Genomic DNA, 12,777 nt, shown 5'->3' on the forward strand with positions numbered 1-12,777 from the left:
GACGAACAAACCTCGTCATGCCCCGGCTTGTCCGGGGCATCCACGCTTCCGAAGCGCAGCGTTCTGTGACGAAGCGTGGATCCCCCGGACAAGCCGGGGGATGACGACTGAGGTCTTCCCTCTCGACTCGTCGCCCTTCGGCTACCGCTTCTTCGCCGCGTTGAGCTCGGCCGCCGCGTTCACCAGCGCCGCCAGCACGTCCTCGTCGATCGCCTCGCCCTCGCGGATGTCGATCGCGCGCCGCACATTTCCGTCAAGGCTCGCGTTAAACAGACCCGCCGGGTCATCGAGCGCCGCTCCCTTGGCGAAGGTCAGTTTCACGACCGCCTTGTAGGTCTCGCCGGTGCAGATGATCCCGCGGCACTCCCAGACCGGAACGCCCCGCCACTTCCACTCCTCGACGACGTCGGGCATCGCGCGCCGGATGACGGCGCGCACACGCGCCAGCGTCTCGCCGCGCCAATCGGCTAGGTCGGCGACCCTCTGGTCGATCAGTTGAGACGGAGTCGGTTCCACCGCTTCGCCCATTCTGCGCCTCCAATGGCTTCCGCCGTCAGCTTCCCACCAGCGTGTCCTTGAAGCGATCGGGAACGCTTTTCATCTGCTCGTCGAGATCCCAGTCGGTCGGCTTTTCTTTTGGTTGAAACCAGGTCGCGCCTTTGGCGAGCCATTCCGCACGGTACGCTTTCACGCCCTCAACCGTGCAGTCCTCGTAGCCAAACTCAACGCCGCAACAGGAGCAGATGTCGTACGTCGGCTCCGTGCCATCCGGCCCCCACGGCTCGTGTTGGTTGAAGCCGCAGACGCGGCAATGATTGAGCTCTTTCCGATCCATCCCTCCCCCCTGTGTCCTTCCGGACTCACCTGTGAGGAGTTCCCCTCCCCGCCCCATCGCGGCCACGTTCGCGCCGCCTTCGGCGGGCGTTTTCGAGCTCCGCGGTTCCACTGTCGCAAGGGCGAAATCAACCTTTGCTTAATCCTAACGGAACCTTCGGTTAACGGGGAGAATGCTATGGATTGCGCAACCGACAGCCACAAGGAGTCATCGGGTATGTTGCGTACCATGCGTATCGGCCGTAGCGCCAAGATCGCCGTCGCGCTGTGCGCGGCGCTCGCCCTCGGCGCGTGCGCCAAGAAGCCCGGCGAAGGAATGGACGGCGCGAACGGCTACGGCGCCGGCGGCGGCCGCGGAGGCCCTCCCGGAAGCCAGCAGGACTTCGTCGTGAACGTCGGCGACCGCGTGTTCTTCGAGACCGACTCGACCGAACTCACCTCGACGGCCCGCGCGACGCTCGACAAGCAGGCCTCGTGGCTCAGCCGCTATCCGCGCTACTCGATCCTCGTCGAAGGCCACGCCGACGAGCGCGGCACCCGCGAATACAACTTCGCGCTCGGCGCCCGCCGTTCGCAGGTGAGCCGCGACTACCTCGCGGCCCGCGGCGTCTCCTCGAGCCGCATGCGCACCACCTCCTACGGCAAGGAACGTCCGGTCGCGGTGTGCGACGACATCTCCTGCTGGTCGCAGAACCGCCGCGCGGTCACCGCGCTCTCGGGCGGCGCCGGCTCCTGACGAACTTCGGTCCCGGGACCCCGCGTCGCTTGACGCGCGGTCCCGGGACCGGCCCTAATTCGGCCGAAGTGAAAGCGTAACAGGCGAAAATCGCCTCGCTCACCGGCCGGGACCTCTTCCGAACATGTTCGATTCGACGCGCTCCAAGATCGCCAGGCGGCTCGCGCTCGGCGCCGCTTTCGCCTGCCTGACGGCCTCCGCCGCCGTGGCCCAGGCGGCCGGCGAGGGAGCGGCTCCAAACTGGCTCGAGCAGCGCGTGCAGGGGCTCGAGAAGGGCCTCGCCTTCTTCGGCGGCCGCGACGAGCGCCCCGCCGCGCCGAGCGTCGTGCAGCCGGCCCAGTCCTCGATGGCCGACATCGCCGTCCGTCTCGATCGGCTCGAGAACCAGATCCGGCAGCTCAACGGCCGCATCGAGGAGATGCAGTTCCAGACCCGCAAGAACGACGAGAACCTGCGCAAGATGCAGGGCGACGTGGATTTCCGCCTGCAGGATCTCGAAAGCGGCAAGGGCGGAGGCGGTGGCTCGTCGAAGCCTGCCCCGAACCGTCGCGGCGACGCCGGCGACTACGGCGGCTCCTCCGGGTCCTCGACCGCCTCGACGGGCCGCAACGACGGCCTCGGCGCGCCCCCCTCCAGCCTCGGGCAGACGCGCTCGAGCGGCGGATCGGGCGACGCCATCGGCGGCCTTCTCGACGACGACCCCAACGCCCCGATGAGCATCCGTCCGCCGGGCGTCGGCGGCGGCTCGCAGTCGGTCGGCGCGAGCGGCCTGCCGGACCGCAACGCCGGCGGAGACCGCATGGCCTCTCGCGATTCGGGCGGGATCACCGCGGGCTCCGGCTCGCCCAACGACCAGTTCGCGCTCGGCGTCGGCTTCGTGCAGCGGCGCGACTACGCCGAGGCCGAGGCGACGTTCCGCGACTTCCTGCGGTCGAACCCGAACGATCCGAAGGCCGCGGAAGCGCGCTACTGGCTCGGCGAGAGCCTCTATCAGCGCAAGAAGTATCCGGACGCGGTCGAGACCTTCCTCGGCATCTATCGCGACAACCCGCAGTCGGCGAAGGCGCCCGAAAGCATGCTGAAGCTCGGCATGGCGCTGAACGGCATGGGCGAGAAGGAGCAGGCCTGCGCGACGCTCGACGCGGCCGGCAAGAAATACACCCGGATCAAGGCCCAGTCCGACCGCGAGTACAAGCGGATCGCCTGCTGAGGTCCGAGGGCGAGAGGCGGTCAGGTCGATGAACGACGCGGCTCCGCCCTCGAAAGACCCCAAGCGACGCGCGTCCACCGCCCGCCGCGGCGTCAGGACCGCCGACCTTCCCCCGGCCGACCCGATCGGCGGCGTGGAGAGCGTCAAGCTGTTCGAGCGGGCGTTCGCAGGCCGCAAGTCGGCGCTGCTCGCCGTGTCGGGCGGCGCGGACTCCACGGCGCTCCTGGTCCTGGCCGGCGAATGGTTCCAGACGGGCGGCGCGCCCAAGATCGCGGTCGCGACCGTCGATCACGGCCTGCGCGAGGAGGCCCGCGCCGAGGCCGACGCCGTCGAGGCGCTCGCCGGACGCTTCGGGCTGCCGTTCGCGCGGCTCGACGGACGCACCGCGCCGCGCGACACCCGGATCGAGGAGACCGCGCGGGTCTCGCGCTACGGCGCGCTGCTGGCGCACGCGCGGTCCATCGGGGCGGATGCGGTCGCCACCGCCCATACGCTCGACGATCAGGCCGAGACGGTGCTGATGCGGCTGTCGGCTGGCAGCGGCCCGATGGGGCTCGCGGCCATGCGCCACGCCGTGCGGCGCGACGGGATCGAACTGCTGAGGCCGTTCCTCGTGGTGCCGAAGGCGCGGCTCGTCGCGACGCTGAAGGCGCGCAATCTCGGCTGGGCCGAAGACCCCATGAACGTCGACCCGCGCTTCGCCCGCGCGCGGCTGCGCTCGGCGCGCGGCGCGCTCGAACGCGAGGGCATGACCGCCGAGCGGCTCGGCGTGCTCGCGTTCCGGATGGCCCGGGTCAACGCCGCGATCGAGGCGGCGATCGATCAGGCGGCCGCGCTCCATGTCGCGCGCAAGAACGGCGTCTCCGTCATCGGGGCGAGCGCCGCCACGCTGCCGGACGAGATCAAGCTGCGCCTGCTCGGCCGCGTCATCGCCGAGATCGGCGGCGTGCGCGTCAAGCTCGAGCGGCTGGAGCGGCTCGCCGATCACATCGTCACCAAGTCGTCGGGAGCCAACACGCTCGCCGGGGCGCGCATCGCTTGGGATTCCGAGGGCGCCATCAAGGTCTCGTCCGCGCCGCCGCGCCGGGAGCGCCGTTAGGTCGCCCGCGGCTCCGCGGCCGCAAAGACCGTGGCGAAGCGCCTGGTCCCGTTCTAAGAAGGCTACCCGCAAAGCAGCGTCGGCCCGGTCGGCCGCGCCCGCCACAGCCGGAGTTCCGTTCCCAATGCCGAAGCTGCTTCCGCTGCGCCTCGCCGCGCCTTTCGCCGCTCTCCTCTTCGCGCTTTCCGCCGGGGCGGCGAGCGCGCACGAATACACGGTCGGCAAGCTGATGATCGGCCATCCCTGGTCGCGCGCCACCGTTCCGGGCGTGAAGGTCGCCGGCGGCTACTTCACCATCATGAACCACGGCGACAAGCCGGACCGCCTCGTCGCCGTGTCGGTTCCGTTCGCCGAACGCGCCGAGATGCACGAGAGCTCGGTCGAGGACGGCGTCGCGAAGATGCGTGAGATCGAGGGCGGCGTCGAAGTCAAGCCCGGCGAGACCGTATCGTTCGCGCCCGGCGGCAAGCACCTGATGTTCGTCGGCCTCAAGACGGCCCTGACCAAGGGCGAGAAGGTCAAGGGCGAGCTCACCTTCGAGACCGCCGGCAAGGTCGAGGTGGAGTTCGCGGTCGAGGCTCCCGGAGCCGCGCCGGCGCCGAAGTCCGGCGACATGAAGGGCATGGACCACTCGGGCCATTGAGCCCGGCGCCTGCTCGCGCCCGCGCGGAGAATCTCCTAGACCTCCGCGCGAGCCGATGACCGCGATGCCAAATCCCTTCGCCCTGCCGCCCGAGCTCGAAGCCGAGAAGTACCGGGTCCTCAAGACCGCTTTCGGCTTCGACGCGTTCCGCCCCGGCCAGGAGCCGGTGATCGACGCGCTGCTGTCGGGCCGCGACGTGCTCGCGGTGATGCCGACGGGGGCCGGAAAATCGCTCTGCTATCAGGCGCCGGCGCTGGTGATGGGCGGGCTCGCGGTGGTGGTCTCGCCGCTGATCGCGCTGATGGAGGATCAGGTCGCGGGGCTCCGGCTCGACGGGGTGCGGGCCGAGGCGATCCATTCGGGCCGTTCGCGCGAGGACAACGTCGCGTCGTGGCGGCGGGTGGCGTCCGGCGAGGCGCGGCTGCTCTACCTCGCGCCCGAGCGCCTGATGACCGAGCGCATGCTCGCCGCGCTCGGCAAGCTCCCGGTCTCGCTGGTCGCGATCGACGAGGCGCACTGCGTCTCGCAGTGGGGCCATTCGTTTCGCTCCGAATATCTCCTGCTCGGACAGGCGCGCGCCGCGCTGCCGAAGGCCCGGATGATCGCGCTGACCGCGACCGCCGACCAGTCGACCCGCGACGACATCCTGCAGAAGCTCTTCGAGGGCTCGGCCGAGACCTATGTGGCCGGCTTCGACCGGCCCAATATCCAGATCGCGGTCTCCGAGAAGCGCGACGCCATGACGGCGATCGAGCGCTATGTGGACGCCCGCAAGGGCCTCAGCGGCGTCGTCTACCGCATCTCGCGCAAGAAGGTGGAGGAGACCGCGGCCCGGCTGCAGGGCGCCGGCGTCAACGCGCTCGCCTATCACGCCGGAATGGAGGCCCAGGCCCGCGCCGCCGCGCAGGAGACGTTCCTGGCCGAGCGCGGGGTCGTCATGGTGGCGACGGTCGCGTTCGGCATGGGCATCGACAAGTCGGACGTGCGCTACGTCGTCCATGGCGACGCGCCCGGCAGCCTCGAGGCCTATTACCAGGAGATCGGTCGCGCCGGCCGCGACGGCGAGCCGGCCGAGGCCCTGATGCTTTACGGGCTCGAGGACATCCGCACGCGCCGCCGCTTCATCGACGAGCAGGACTCAGCGCCCGAGCGCAAGCGCGTGGAGAGCCGGCGGCTCGACGCGCTGGTGGGCTTTTGCGAGACGACCGCCTGCCGGCGACAGGCGCTGCTCGCCTATTTCGGCGAGACCAACCCGCCCTGCGGCAACTGCGACGTCTGCCTCGACCCGCCGGAGGTGATCGACGGCACGCAGGAGGCGCGGCTGCTGCTCGGCCTCGTGCGCGACACCGGGCAGCGCTTCGGCGCGGCCCACATCGTGGCGCTCGCGGTCGGCCACGAAAGCGAGACGGTGACGGCGCGCGGCCACGAGAAGCTCGCGGGCTTCGGCCGCGGGGCCGACCGGCCGGCGCAGGACTGGCGCGGGATCGTGCGCCAGCTCGTCGCCGTGCATGCGCTCGAGGTCGAGACCGGAGCCTATGGCGGGCTGGTCATGACCGCCAAGGGCGAGCGCGTTCTCGCGGGCGAAGAGCGCGTCTCGATCGCCAAGCCGAAGCCCAGGACGCGCGAGCGCCGCGGCCGCATGGTGGCGGAGGCCGCGCATCTCTCCGGCGCCGACGAAGAGCTGCTGACGAAGCTGAAGGCGTTGCGGCGCGAGCTCGCGGTGGCGCGCGCCGCGCCCGCCTACGTCATTTTCGCCGACAGCACCCTGATCGAGATGGCCTCGGCGCGGCCCCGCACCATGGACCAGCTCGCGCGCGTGAAGGGCGTCGGAGCGGCCAAGCTGGAAGCGTTCGGCGACGTGTTCTTGCGGGCGATCGCCGAGGCGTAACCCATTTCACCTACGTAGAACCCCGGATGGCGGAAGATCCTGCGGGCGAGGTATTCAGATGAATATCTGTTCCGCGCACGCTCAGAGCATCCGATCATGTCCGCCATTACGCTGGTCACCAAGAAGAGCTTTTCCTACGACGATTTCATGAACGACCTCCGGGGTGACGTGTTCTCGCCGACGACGGAGATCAAGTACTTCAAGGACAAGATCGTGATGACCGGCGAGAACGGCGTCTCGGTCGAGTTCTACGGCGACGACCTGCGTCCGAAGGACAATACGGGCCACATCACGAGCGGCGTGCTCAAGATCAACGGCGTCGTCGTCGCGGAGATCTCGGACGTCGACCTCGACATCTCGTCGAGCGAGTTCATCGCCGCGGTCGCCTTCGTGGGCAGCACGCTTCCGCTGCGCCTCGTGCTTGGGCTCAACTACGAGGGGCCCGACGACGAATTCACCTTCTTCGGCGGCAAGGGCAGCGACACGATCTCGGGCGAGAGCGACGCCGGCAACTTCCTGTTCGGCGGCGCCGGGCACGACGTGTTCCTCGCCCATGACGCCGAGACCTATTTCGACGGCGGACAGGGCTTCGACAAGGTGAACTACTACGCGGCCGGCGAAGGCGTGACGGTCAACCTCGCCGATCCGAGCAAGAACACGGGCATCGCGGAAGGACACACCTACTCGTCGATCGAGGACGTCACCGGCGGCTATTTCGACGACAAGCTCGTCGGAAACGAGGAGGCCAACGTTCTCGACGGCTCGCTCGGCGACGACACGCTCGTCGGCGGCGGCGGGCGCGACACGCTGAACGGCGGCGACGACGACAAAGGCTCCTTCGACTTCGCCTCCTTCGAGGGGATCCGCGAGACTGGCGGCATCGGCGTCTACGCGTCGCTCAAGGACGGGGTCGCGAACGCCGAAGGCGTCGTCGGCATCAAGCTCAAGAACATCGAGGGCCTGATCGGCTCCTCGTTCCGCGACCGGCTGATCGGCGACAACGGCGACAACATCCTCTACGGCGAGGACGGCTCCGACACGCTGCAGGGCGGCAAGGGCGCCGACACCCTGCGCGGCGACGAGGAGGCGTTCGGCTTCTCGGACGGCGACGAGTTCTACTACGCCAACGTCAAGGAAGGCGGCGACCTGATCCTCGACTACGACATCTACGACATGATCGGGATCAGCCGCAGCGGCTTCAAGCTCGCGGGCGACTACGCCGTCATCGACGGCGTGACCTTCATCAAGGGACCCGGCGCGAAGGCCGTCACCGACGAGGGCACGTTCCTGTTCAACACCAAGACCGGGAAACTGTTCTTCGACGCCGACGGGACGGGGTCGGGCAAGGCGAAGCTGATTGCCGAAATCCAGTTCGACAATCCGGACTCGATCGACGCCGGCGACTTCGTCCTGCGGTTCTGACCGCCGGCGGGCGAGCGGCCCGCCCGAGTTCTACTCCGTCCGCATCATCTCGCGCCGCATGCGATCGGGCATGCGGGCCGGGCGGCCGTCGCGCAGATAGGCGCATTGCGCGGTCGCCGCGACCAGCACGTCGTCGTCGCGCGTCACGGTCTGGCGCAGCACGAGCGAGGCCGCCTTCACGTCCTCGGCCGTCGTCGTCACCGCGATGACGTCGTCCATCATGGCCGGCCGCAGATAGTCGATCGTCATGCGGCGCACGACGAAGCCCTCGCGCTTTTCGTCCCAGAGCCGCCGGTGGTCGAACTCGATCGCCCGCAGGATCTCGGTGCGCGCGCGCTCCATGAAGCGCAGATAGCTCGCGTGATAGACGAAGCCGGAGAAATCCGTGTCCTCGTAATAGACCCGCAGCGTCAGGATGTGGCGCACGCCTTCCATCCGCCCGCCGAGGCCGTCGGTCACCTTTGCGATCACTCTGTCGGGCCCCCTTCCCCTTCGAAAAGAGGCATCTGGGCCGCGGCGGCCGGCGCCGCAAGGCCGAGATGGCGATAGGCGGTCTGCGTCAAAACGCGGCCCCTGGGCGTGCGCTGAAGAAAGCCCTGCTGCAGCAGGTAGGGCTCGATGATCTCCTCGATGGCGTCGCGCGGCTCCGAGAGCGCGGCCGCCATGGTCTCCACTCCGACCGGCCCGCCGCCATAGTGCTCGGCGATCGCGGTGAGATAGCGGCGGTCCATGGCGTCGAGACCGAGATCGTCGACGTCGAGCAGCCGGAGCGCCCGGTCGGCCGAGGCCGCCGTCACCTCCGGTTCGCCCGACACCGAGGCGAAGTCGCGCACGCGGCGCAGCAGGCGGCCGGCGATGCGCGGCGTGCCGCGCGCGCGCCGCGCGATCTCGCGCGCGCCCTCGCGCCGCATCGGAAGGCCAAGCACCCGGGCGCCGCGCGCGACGATCAGCTCGAGCTCGTCGACGTCGTAGAAATTGAGCCGCACCGGAATGCCGAAGCGATCACGGAGGGGCGTAGTGAGCAGCCCCGCGCGCGTCGTGGCGCCGACGAGGGTGAACTTCGACAGGTCGATCCGCACCGAGCGCGCCGCCGGGCCCTCGCCGATGATGAGGTCGAGCTGGAAGTCCTCCATGGCCGGATAGAGGATTTCCTCGACCGCCGGATTGAGCCGGTGGATCTCGTCGATGAAGAGCACGTCGCGCTCTTCGAGGTTCGTCAGCAGCGCCGCGAGGTCGCCGGCCTTGGCGATGACCGGACCCGAGGTCGCGCGAAATCCCACGCCGAGCTCGCGCGCGACGATCTGGGCGAGCGTGGTCTTGCCGAGGCCGGGGGGGCCGGCGAGCAGGACATGGTCGAGCGCCTCGCCGCGGGTCTTGGCGGCCTGGATGAACACCGAGAGGTTCTCGCGGGCTTGGCGTTGCCCCGTGAAGTCGGCGAGCGTCTGCGGACGGATCGAGGCGTCGAGCTCGTCGTCGCGACTGTCAGGGTCTCGGATGGGGCTCGTGGTCATCGGCCGAGGTGTCGCACGCGCGCCGGCGCGCGGCCATAGCCTGCGCGCAGGACCTCACCCCGCAAGCTGACGGCCGAACGCTCCCTCACCCCTTGGCGAGCTCCTTCAGGCCGGCGCGGATGAGGCGCTCGGTGGTGGCGTCGTCACCGAGCGACTGCTTCGCGGCCGCGACCGCCGCGCTCGCCTGCGGCGCGGCGTAGCCGAGATTGACGAGCGCCGAGACCGCGTCGCGCACCGGGGTCGCGGCGCCCCTCGCCTCGGCGACTTCGCCGGCGACGCGCGCCAGCCCCGGATCGACGTCGGCGAAGAGCGGCGCCTTGTCCTTGAGCTCGGCCGCGACGCGCGCCGCGACCTTTGGGCCGACGCCCGGCGCGCGCGAGATCGCGGCGACGTCGCGCAAGGCGATCGCGGTGGCGAGATCCGGCGCGTCGAGGGTCGACAACACGGCGAGCGCGACCTTCGTGCCGATGCCCGGCACGGTGTTGAGCAGTCGGAACCACTCGCGCTCGAGATCGGCCATGAAGCCGAACAGCTGGATGCGGTCCTCGCGCACATGGGTCTCGATCGAGAGCCGCGCGGTCTCGCCGGCCTTCGGCAGGCGCGAGAGCGTCTTGGTCGAGCAATAGACCACATAGCCGACGCCGCCGACGTCGAGGATGACCCAGTCAGGGCCGACCGAGTCGACGGTTCCGGTGAGCTTTCCGATCATGCTCGGGCGTTCCAGTGGAGGCGGCGACGTCTCCCCTCCCCCTTGCGGGGAGGGGCCGGGGATGGGGGTGGCTCCGAAAGAAGCGCCGACGGAGACGCAGCTCTACGCCCGGCGACGGAGGTCAATTCTGAACCACCCCCACCCTTACCCCCGCGAGGAGGAGGGAGGCGGAGACGACCCGATCTTGCGAAAACCGCCGTCACGCCGGAACCTTCAGGGCCGCGAGGCGGGCCGCGGCGCCGCGGTGCTGGGCGTGGCAGATCGCGACCGCGAGCGCGTCGGCGGCGTCCGGGCTCGTCACCAGCGCCTTCGGCAGCAGCACCGAGATCATCGCCTGGATCTGGCGCTTGTCGGCGTGGCCTGCGCCCACCACGGTCTTCTTGATAAGGTTCGGCGCGTACTCGGCGACGCCGAGCCCCGCGAGCGCCGGGACCAGCAGCGCCACCCCCCTGGCCTGCCCGAGCTTCAACGTCGAATGCGGGTTGGAGTTGACGAAGGTCTCCTCCACGGCGGCCTCGTGGGGGCCATGCGCTTCGAGCACCGCGACCAGCCCATGGTGAAGCTCGGCGAGGCGGGCGGCGAGCGAGGCGGTCTCGTCGGAACGCACGACGCCCGCCGCGACGAAGGAAAGGCGCGAGCCCTCGGCCGAAATCACCCCCCAGCCGGTGCGGCGGAGGCCGGGGTCGACGCCAAGGATGCGAATCGGCGCGGGGCTCATGACCGCGAGACTAGCGGCCAATCGTTATCAGAACACAAGCGGAACAGGATTGTCGTCGACAGGCCTCAGCCGTAGCGGCGCGCGGCCTCGATGGTGAGGCCGGTTCCGACCGCGCCGAAGATGTCGCCCTCGACCACGCGCGCGGCCGGAACCTCGCCGAGGATGGCGGCACGCACATGCGGCACGCGGGTCGAGCCGCCGGTGAGGAACACGGCGTCGATGCTCTCCGGCTTCAGTCCTGCGGCGGCGAGGCAGCGGCGGATGCGCTCCGCGATCTTCTCGCCGAGCGCCGCGGTGTGGCGCTCGAACGCCGCGCGGCGGATGGGGGCGACGAGGCCCTGTTCGGCGTAGCCGAGCGCGACTTCGGTCTCCTCGCCGTCCGACAGGCGGATCTTGGCGGCCTCGACGGCGGCCGCGAGCCCGTGGCCGCGCTCGTCCTCGACCACTCGGATCAGGCGGTCGATGAGCTCGGGCCTCGCCGCCTCGCGGCGCACCTCGCGGATCTGCCGCAGCGCGCGCCCGTCATAGAGGCGGTTGATGCTCGACCAGGTGGCGAGGTCGTGGAAATAGACCGAGGGCGCCTCGAGCTCGCGCCGCTTCATCGGCGAGCCCAGCCCCAGCAGCGGCATCACCGAGCCGAGTGATAGACGCCGGTCGAAGTCGACGCCGCCGACCCGCACGCCCTCATTGGCGAGGATGTCGCCCTTTCGGTCCTCGCGCCCGCTGCGGTCGGGACCGAGCCGGATGACGGAAAAGTCCGAGGTGCCGCCGCCGATGTCGGCGATGAGCGCAAGCTCCTCGCCGGAGACCTCGCGCTCGTAGTCGAGCGCGGCGGCCACCGGCTCGAACTGGAACGACACCTCGCGGAAGCCGACCGAAAGCGCGATCTCGCGCAACGTGTCCTCGGCGCGCTGGTCGGCCGCTTCGTCGCCGTCGACGAAATGCACGGGGCGGCCATGCGCGACCGCGTCGATCTCGCGGCCGGCCTCGGCTTCGGCCCGGCGTTTCACGATCGCCAGGTACCGGGCGATGACGTCGCGGAACTTCACGCGCTCGCGCCCGACCTGCGTCGCCTCGTCGATGAGCCCGGTGCCGAGCACGGACTTGAGGCTGCGCATCAGCCGGCCGGCCTCGCCGTCGAGATAGGCCGACATCGCGGCGCGCCCGACCTTGGCGGCCGCCGACGGCGCGAAGAAGATCGCGCTCGGGATCGTGCGCTCCTCGCCCTCGAGGCGGACAAGCGCGGGCCTGCCGCCCTCGACGACGCCGAGCGTGGTGTTGGACGTGCCGAAGTCGAGGCCGCAGGCGGTCATGGGCGTTGTCGCAGGCGCTTTGGAGGGCGGCTCTCCTACCGCGCCTTGGCCGCGTCCGTCCAGTCGTCGCGCGCTTTCTCCCGCGTCCGCGGAGCGCCCCGGTCGGGCGGCCGGCGCCCGAACCTTGACCCGTCATCCCGGGCTTGACCCGGGATCCAGACGCGGCGGCGGCGCAGGGCTGGAGCCGCGCGACGGTTCTGGATCCCGGCTCTTCGGCCGGGATGATGGCGGCAGATCGAGCGCCCTCTCTGCGTCCACGGAACGCGCCGGGCGGGCGGCCTGCGCCCGAACCCCGACCCGTCATCCCGGGCCTGACCCGGGATCCAGACCCGCCGGCGGCGAAGGACTGGAGCCGCGCGACGGTTCTGGATCCCGGCTCTTCGGCCGGGATGATGGCGGCAGATCGAGCGCCCTCTCTGCGTCCACGGAACGCCCCCGGGCGGGCGGCCTGCGCCCGAACCTCGGCCCGTCATCCCGGGCTTGACCCGGGATCCAGACGCGGCGGCGGCGCAGGGCTGGAGCCGCGCGACGGTTCTGGATCCCGGCTCTTCGGCCGGGATGACGGCGGTGGAAGGCGCGCCCTCTCTGCGTCCACGGAACACGGCGGGCGGGCGGCCTGCGCCCGAACCCCGACCCGTCATCCCGGGCCTGACCCGGGATCCAGACCCGCCGGCGGCGAAGGACTGGAGCCGCG

13 protein-coding genes are annotated in these 12,777 nt (G+C 70.3%); 6 read left to right on the forward strand and 7 right to left on the reverse strand.

Translation table 11 applies throughout. The features are described 5' to 3' along the window. Positions 1 to 141: 141 nt before the first annotated feature. Together ACFOWB_RS22835 and ACFOWB_RS22840 are read right to left on the reverse strand one after the other, a co-directional pair. Positions 142 to 528, reverse strand: a complete 387-nt coding sequence (locus tag ACFOWB_RS22835; protein WP_378149576.1) for a DUF1801 domain-containing protein — start codon at positions 526 to 528, stop codon at positions 142 to 144. 25 nt (positions 529 to 553) lie between these two features. Then, complete coding sequence (locus ACFOWB_RS22840; RefSeq protein WP_261404626.1) at positions 554 to 835, reverse strand: hypothetical protein; 282 nt, start codon at positions 833 to 835, stop codon at positions 554 to 556. A 228-nt stretch (positions 836 to 1,063) separates the two neighbouring features. Between ACFOWB_RS22840 and pal the strand changes: the two genes are divergently transcribed. The 6 genes from pal (at position 1,064) to ACFOWB_RS22870 (ending at position 7,832) form a co-directional block, all read left to right on the forward strand. After that, entirely contained in the window at positions 1,064 to 1,570 is a 507-nt protein-coding gene (gene pal / locus ACFOWB_RS22845; RefSeq protein WP_261404627.1) for a peptidoglycan-associated lipoprotein Pal, read from the forward strand. Positions 1,571 to 1,694: 124 nt separating this feature from the next. Then, positions 1,695 to 2,780, forward strand: a complete 1,086-nt coding sequence (ybgF, locus tag ACFOWB_RS22850; RefSeq protein ID WP_378149579.1) for a tol-pal system protein YbgF — start codon at positions 1,695 to 1,697, stop codon at positions 2,778 to 2,780. A gap of 28 nt (positions 2,781 to 2,808) precedes the next feature. Further along, entirely contained in the window at positions 2,809 to 3,879 is a 1,071-nt protein-coding gene (tilS, locus tag ACFOWB_RS22855) for a tRNA lysidine(34) synthetase TilS (protein ID WP_261404629.1), read from the forward strand. Between the two features lie 124 nt (positions 3,880 to 4,003). Further along, on the forward strand, positions 4,004 to 4,522 hold the full coding sequence (locus ACFOWB_RS22860) for a copper chaperone PCu(A)C (RefSeq protein ID WP_261404630.1): 519 nt from the start codon (positions 4,004 to 4,006) through the stop codon (positions 4,520 to 4,522). 55 nt (positions 4,523 to 4,577) lie between these two features. After that, the gene (gene recQ, locus ACFOWB_RS22865; RefSeq protein WP_261404631.1) at positions 4,578 to 6,410 is read left to right on the forward strand and encodes a DNA helicase RecQ; all 1,833 of its coding nucleotides are present in this window, start codon (positions 4,578 to 4,580) and stop codon (positions 6,408 to 6,410) included. Between the two features lie 96 nt (positions 6,411 to 6,506). Beyond that, positions 6,507 to 7,832: a calcium-binding protein gene (locus ACFOWB_RS22870; RefSeq protein ID WP_261404632.1), complete on the forward strand. Its 1,326-nt coding sequence runs from the start codon at positions 6,507 to 6,509 to the stop codon at positions 7,830 to 7,832. 30 nt (positions 7,833 to 7,862) lie between these two features. Here ACFOWB_RS22870 and ybgC read toward each other — a convergent pair whose 3' ends face one another. From ybgC to ACFOWB_RS22895, 5 genes are all read right to left on the reverse strand, one after another. Then, positions 7,863 to 8,303, reverse strand: coding sequence for a tol-pal system-associated acyl-CoA thioesterase (gene ybgC / locus ACFOWB_RS22875; protein ID WP_261404633.1), 441 nt, complete (start codon positions 8,301 to 8,303; stop codon positions 7,863 to 7,865). Beyond that, positions 8,300 to 9,343: a Holliday junction branch migration DNA helicase RuvB gene (gene ruvB, locus ACFOWB_RS22880; RefSeq protein ID WP_261404634.1), complete on the reverse strand. Its 1,044-nt coding sequence runs from the start codon at positions 9,341 to 9,343 to the stop codon at positions 8,300 to 8,302. The genes ybgC and ruvB overlap by 4 nt, the downstream gene beginning before the upstream one ends. Before the next feature lie 85 nt (positions 9,344 to 9,428). Beyond that, positions 9,429 to 10,052: a Holliday junction branch migration protein RuvA gene (ruvA, locus tag ACFOWB_RS22885; RefSeq protein WP_261404635.1), complete on the reverse strand. Its 624-nt coding sequence runs from the start codon at positions 10,050 to 10,052 to the stop codon at positions 9,429 to 9,431. A 199-nt stretch (positions 10,053 to 10,251) separates the two neighbouring features. Next, positions 10,252 to 10,770: a crossover junction endodeoxyribonuclease RuvC gene (ruvC, locus tag ACFOWB_RS22890; RefSeq protein ID WP_261404636.1), complete on the reverse strand. Its 519-nt coding sequence runs from the start codon at positions 10,768 to 10,770 to the stop codon at positions 10,252 to 10,254. A 65-nt stretch (positions 10,771 to 10,835) separates the two neighbouring features. After that, a complete protein-coding gene (locus tag ACFOWB_RS22895; RefSeq protein ID WP_378149586.1) occupies positions 10,836 to 12,083 on the reverse strand; it encodes an Hsp70 family protein in 1,248 nt (415 codons plus the stop codon). Between the last annotated feature and the right edge of the window lie 694 nt (positions 12,084 to 12,777).

Source organism: Chenggangzhangella methanolivorans (assembly GCF_042648545.1).
GTDB lineage: Bacteria > Pseudomonadota > Alphaproteobacteria > Rhizobiales > Methylopilaceae > Methylopila > Methylopila methanolivorans.

What these genes read in the sequence shown, in the direction of transcription:
- ruvA (WP_261404635.1), bottom strand. Translation starts at nt 10,052, where the DNA reads ATGATCGGAAAGCTCACCGGAACCGTCGACTCGGTCGGCCCTGACTGG.
- ACFOWB_RS22895 (WP_378149586.1), bottom strand. Translation starts at nt 12,083, where the DNA reads ATGACCGCCTGCGGCCTCGACTTCGGCACGTCCAACACCACGCTCGGC.
- ACFOWB_RS22840 (WP_261404626.1), bottom strand. Translation starts at nt 835, where the DNA reads ATGGATCGGAAAGAGCTCAATCATTGCCGCGTCTGCGGCTTCAACCAA.
- ACFOWB_RS22870 (WP_261404632.1), top strand. Translation starts at nt 6,507, where the DNA reads ATGTCCGCCATTACGCTGGTCACCAAGAAGAGCTTTTCCTACGACGAT.
- ACFOWB_RS22860 (WP_261404630.1), top strand. Translation starts at nt 4,004, where the DNA reads ATGCCGAAGCTGCTTCCGCTGCGCCTCGCCGCGCCTTTCGCCGCTCTC.
- ybgF (WP_378149579.1), top strand. Translation starts at nt 1,695, where the DNA reads ATGTTCGATTCGACGCGCTCCAAGATCGCCAGGCGGCTCGCGCTCGGC.
- ruvB (WP_261404634.1), bottom strand. Translation starts at nt 9,343, where the DNA reads ATGACCACGAGCCCCATCCGAGACCCTGACAGTCGCGACGACGAGCTC.
- ruvC (WP_261404636.1), bottom strand. Translation starts at nt 10,770, where the DNA reads ATGAGCCCCGCGCCGATTCGCATCCTTGGCGTCGACCCCGGCCTCCGC.
- ACFOWB_RS22835 (WP_378149576.1), bottom strand. Translation starts at nt 528, where the DNA reads ATGGGCGAAGCGGTGGAACCGACTCCGTCTCAACTGATCGACCAGAGG.
- pal (WP_261404627.1), top strand. Translation starts at nt 1,064, where the DNA reads ATGCGTATCGGCCGTAGCGCCAAGATCGCCGTCGCGCTGTGCGCGGCG.
- tilS (WP_261404629.1), top strand. Translation starts at nt 2,809, where the DNA reads ATGAACGACGCGGCTCCGCCCTCGAAAGACCCCAAGCGACGCGCGTCC.
- recQ (WP_261404631.1), top strand. Translation starts at nt 4,578, where the DNA reads ATGACCGCGATGCCAAATCCCTTCGCCCTGCCGCCCGAGCTCGAAGCC.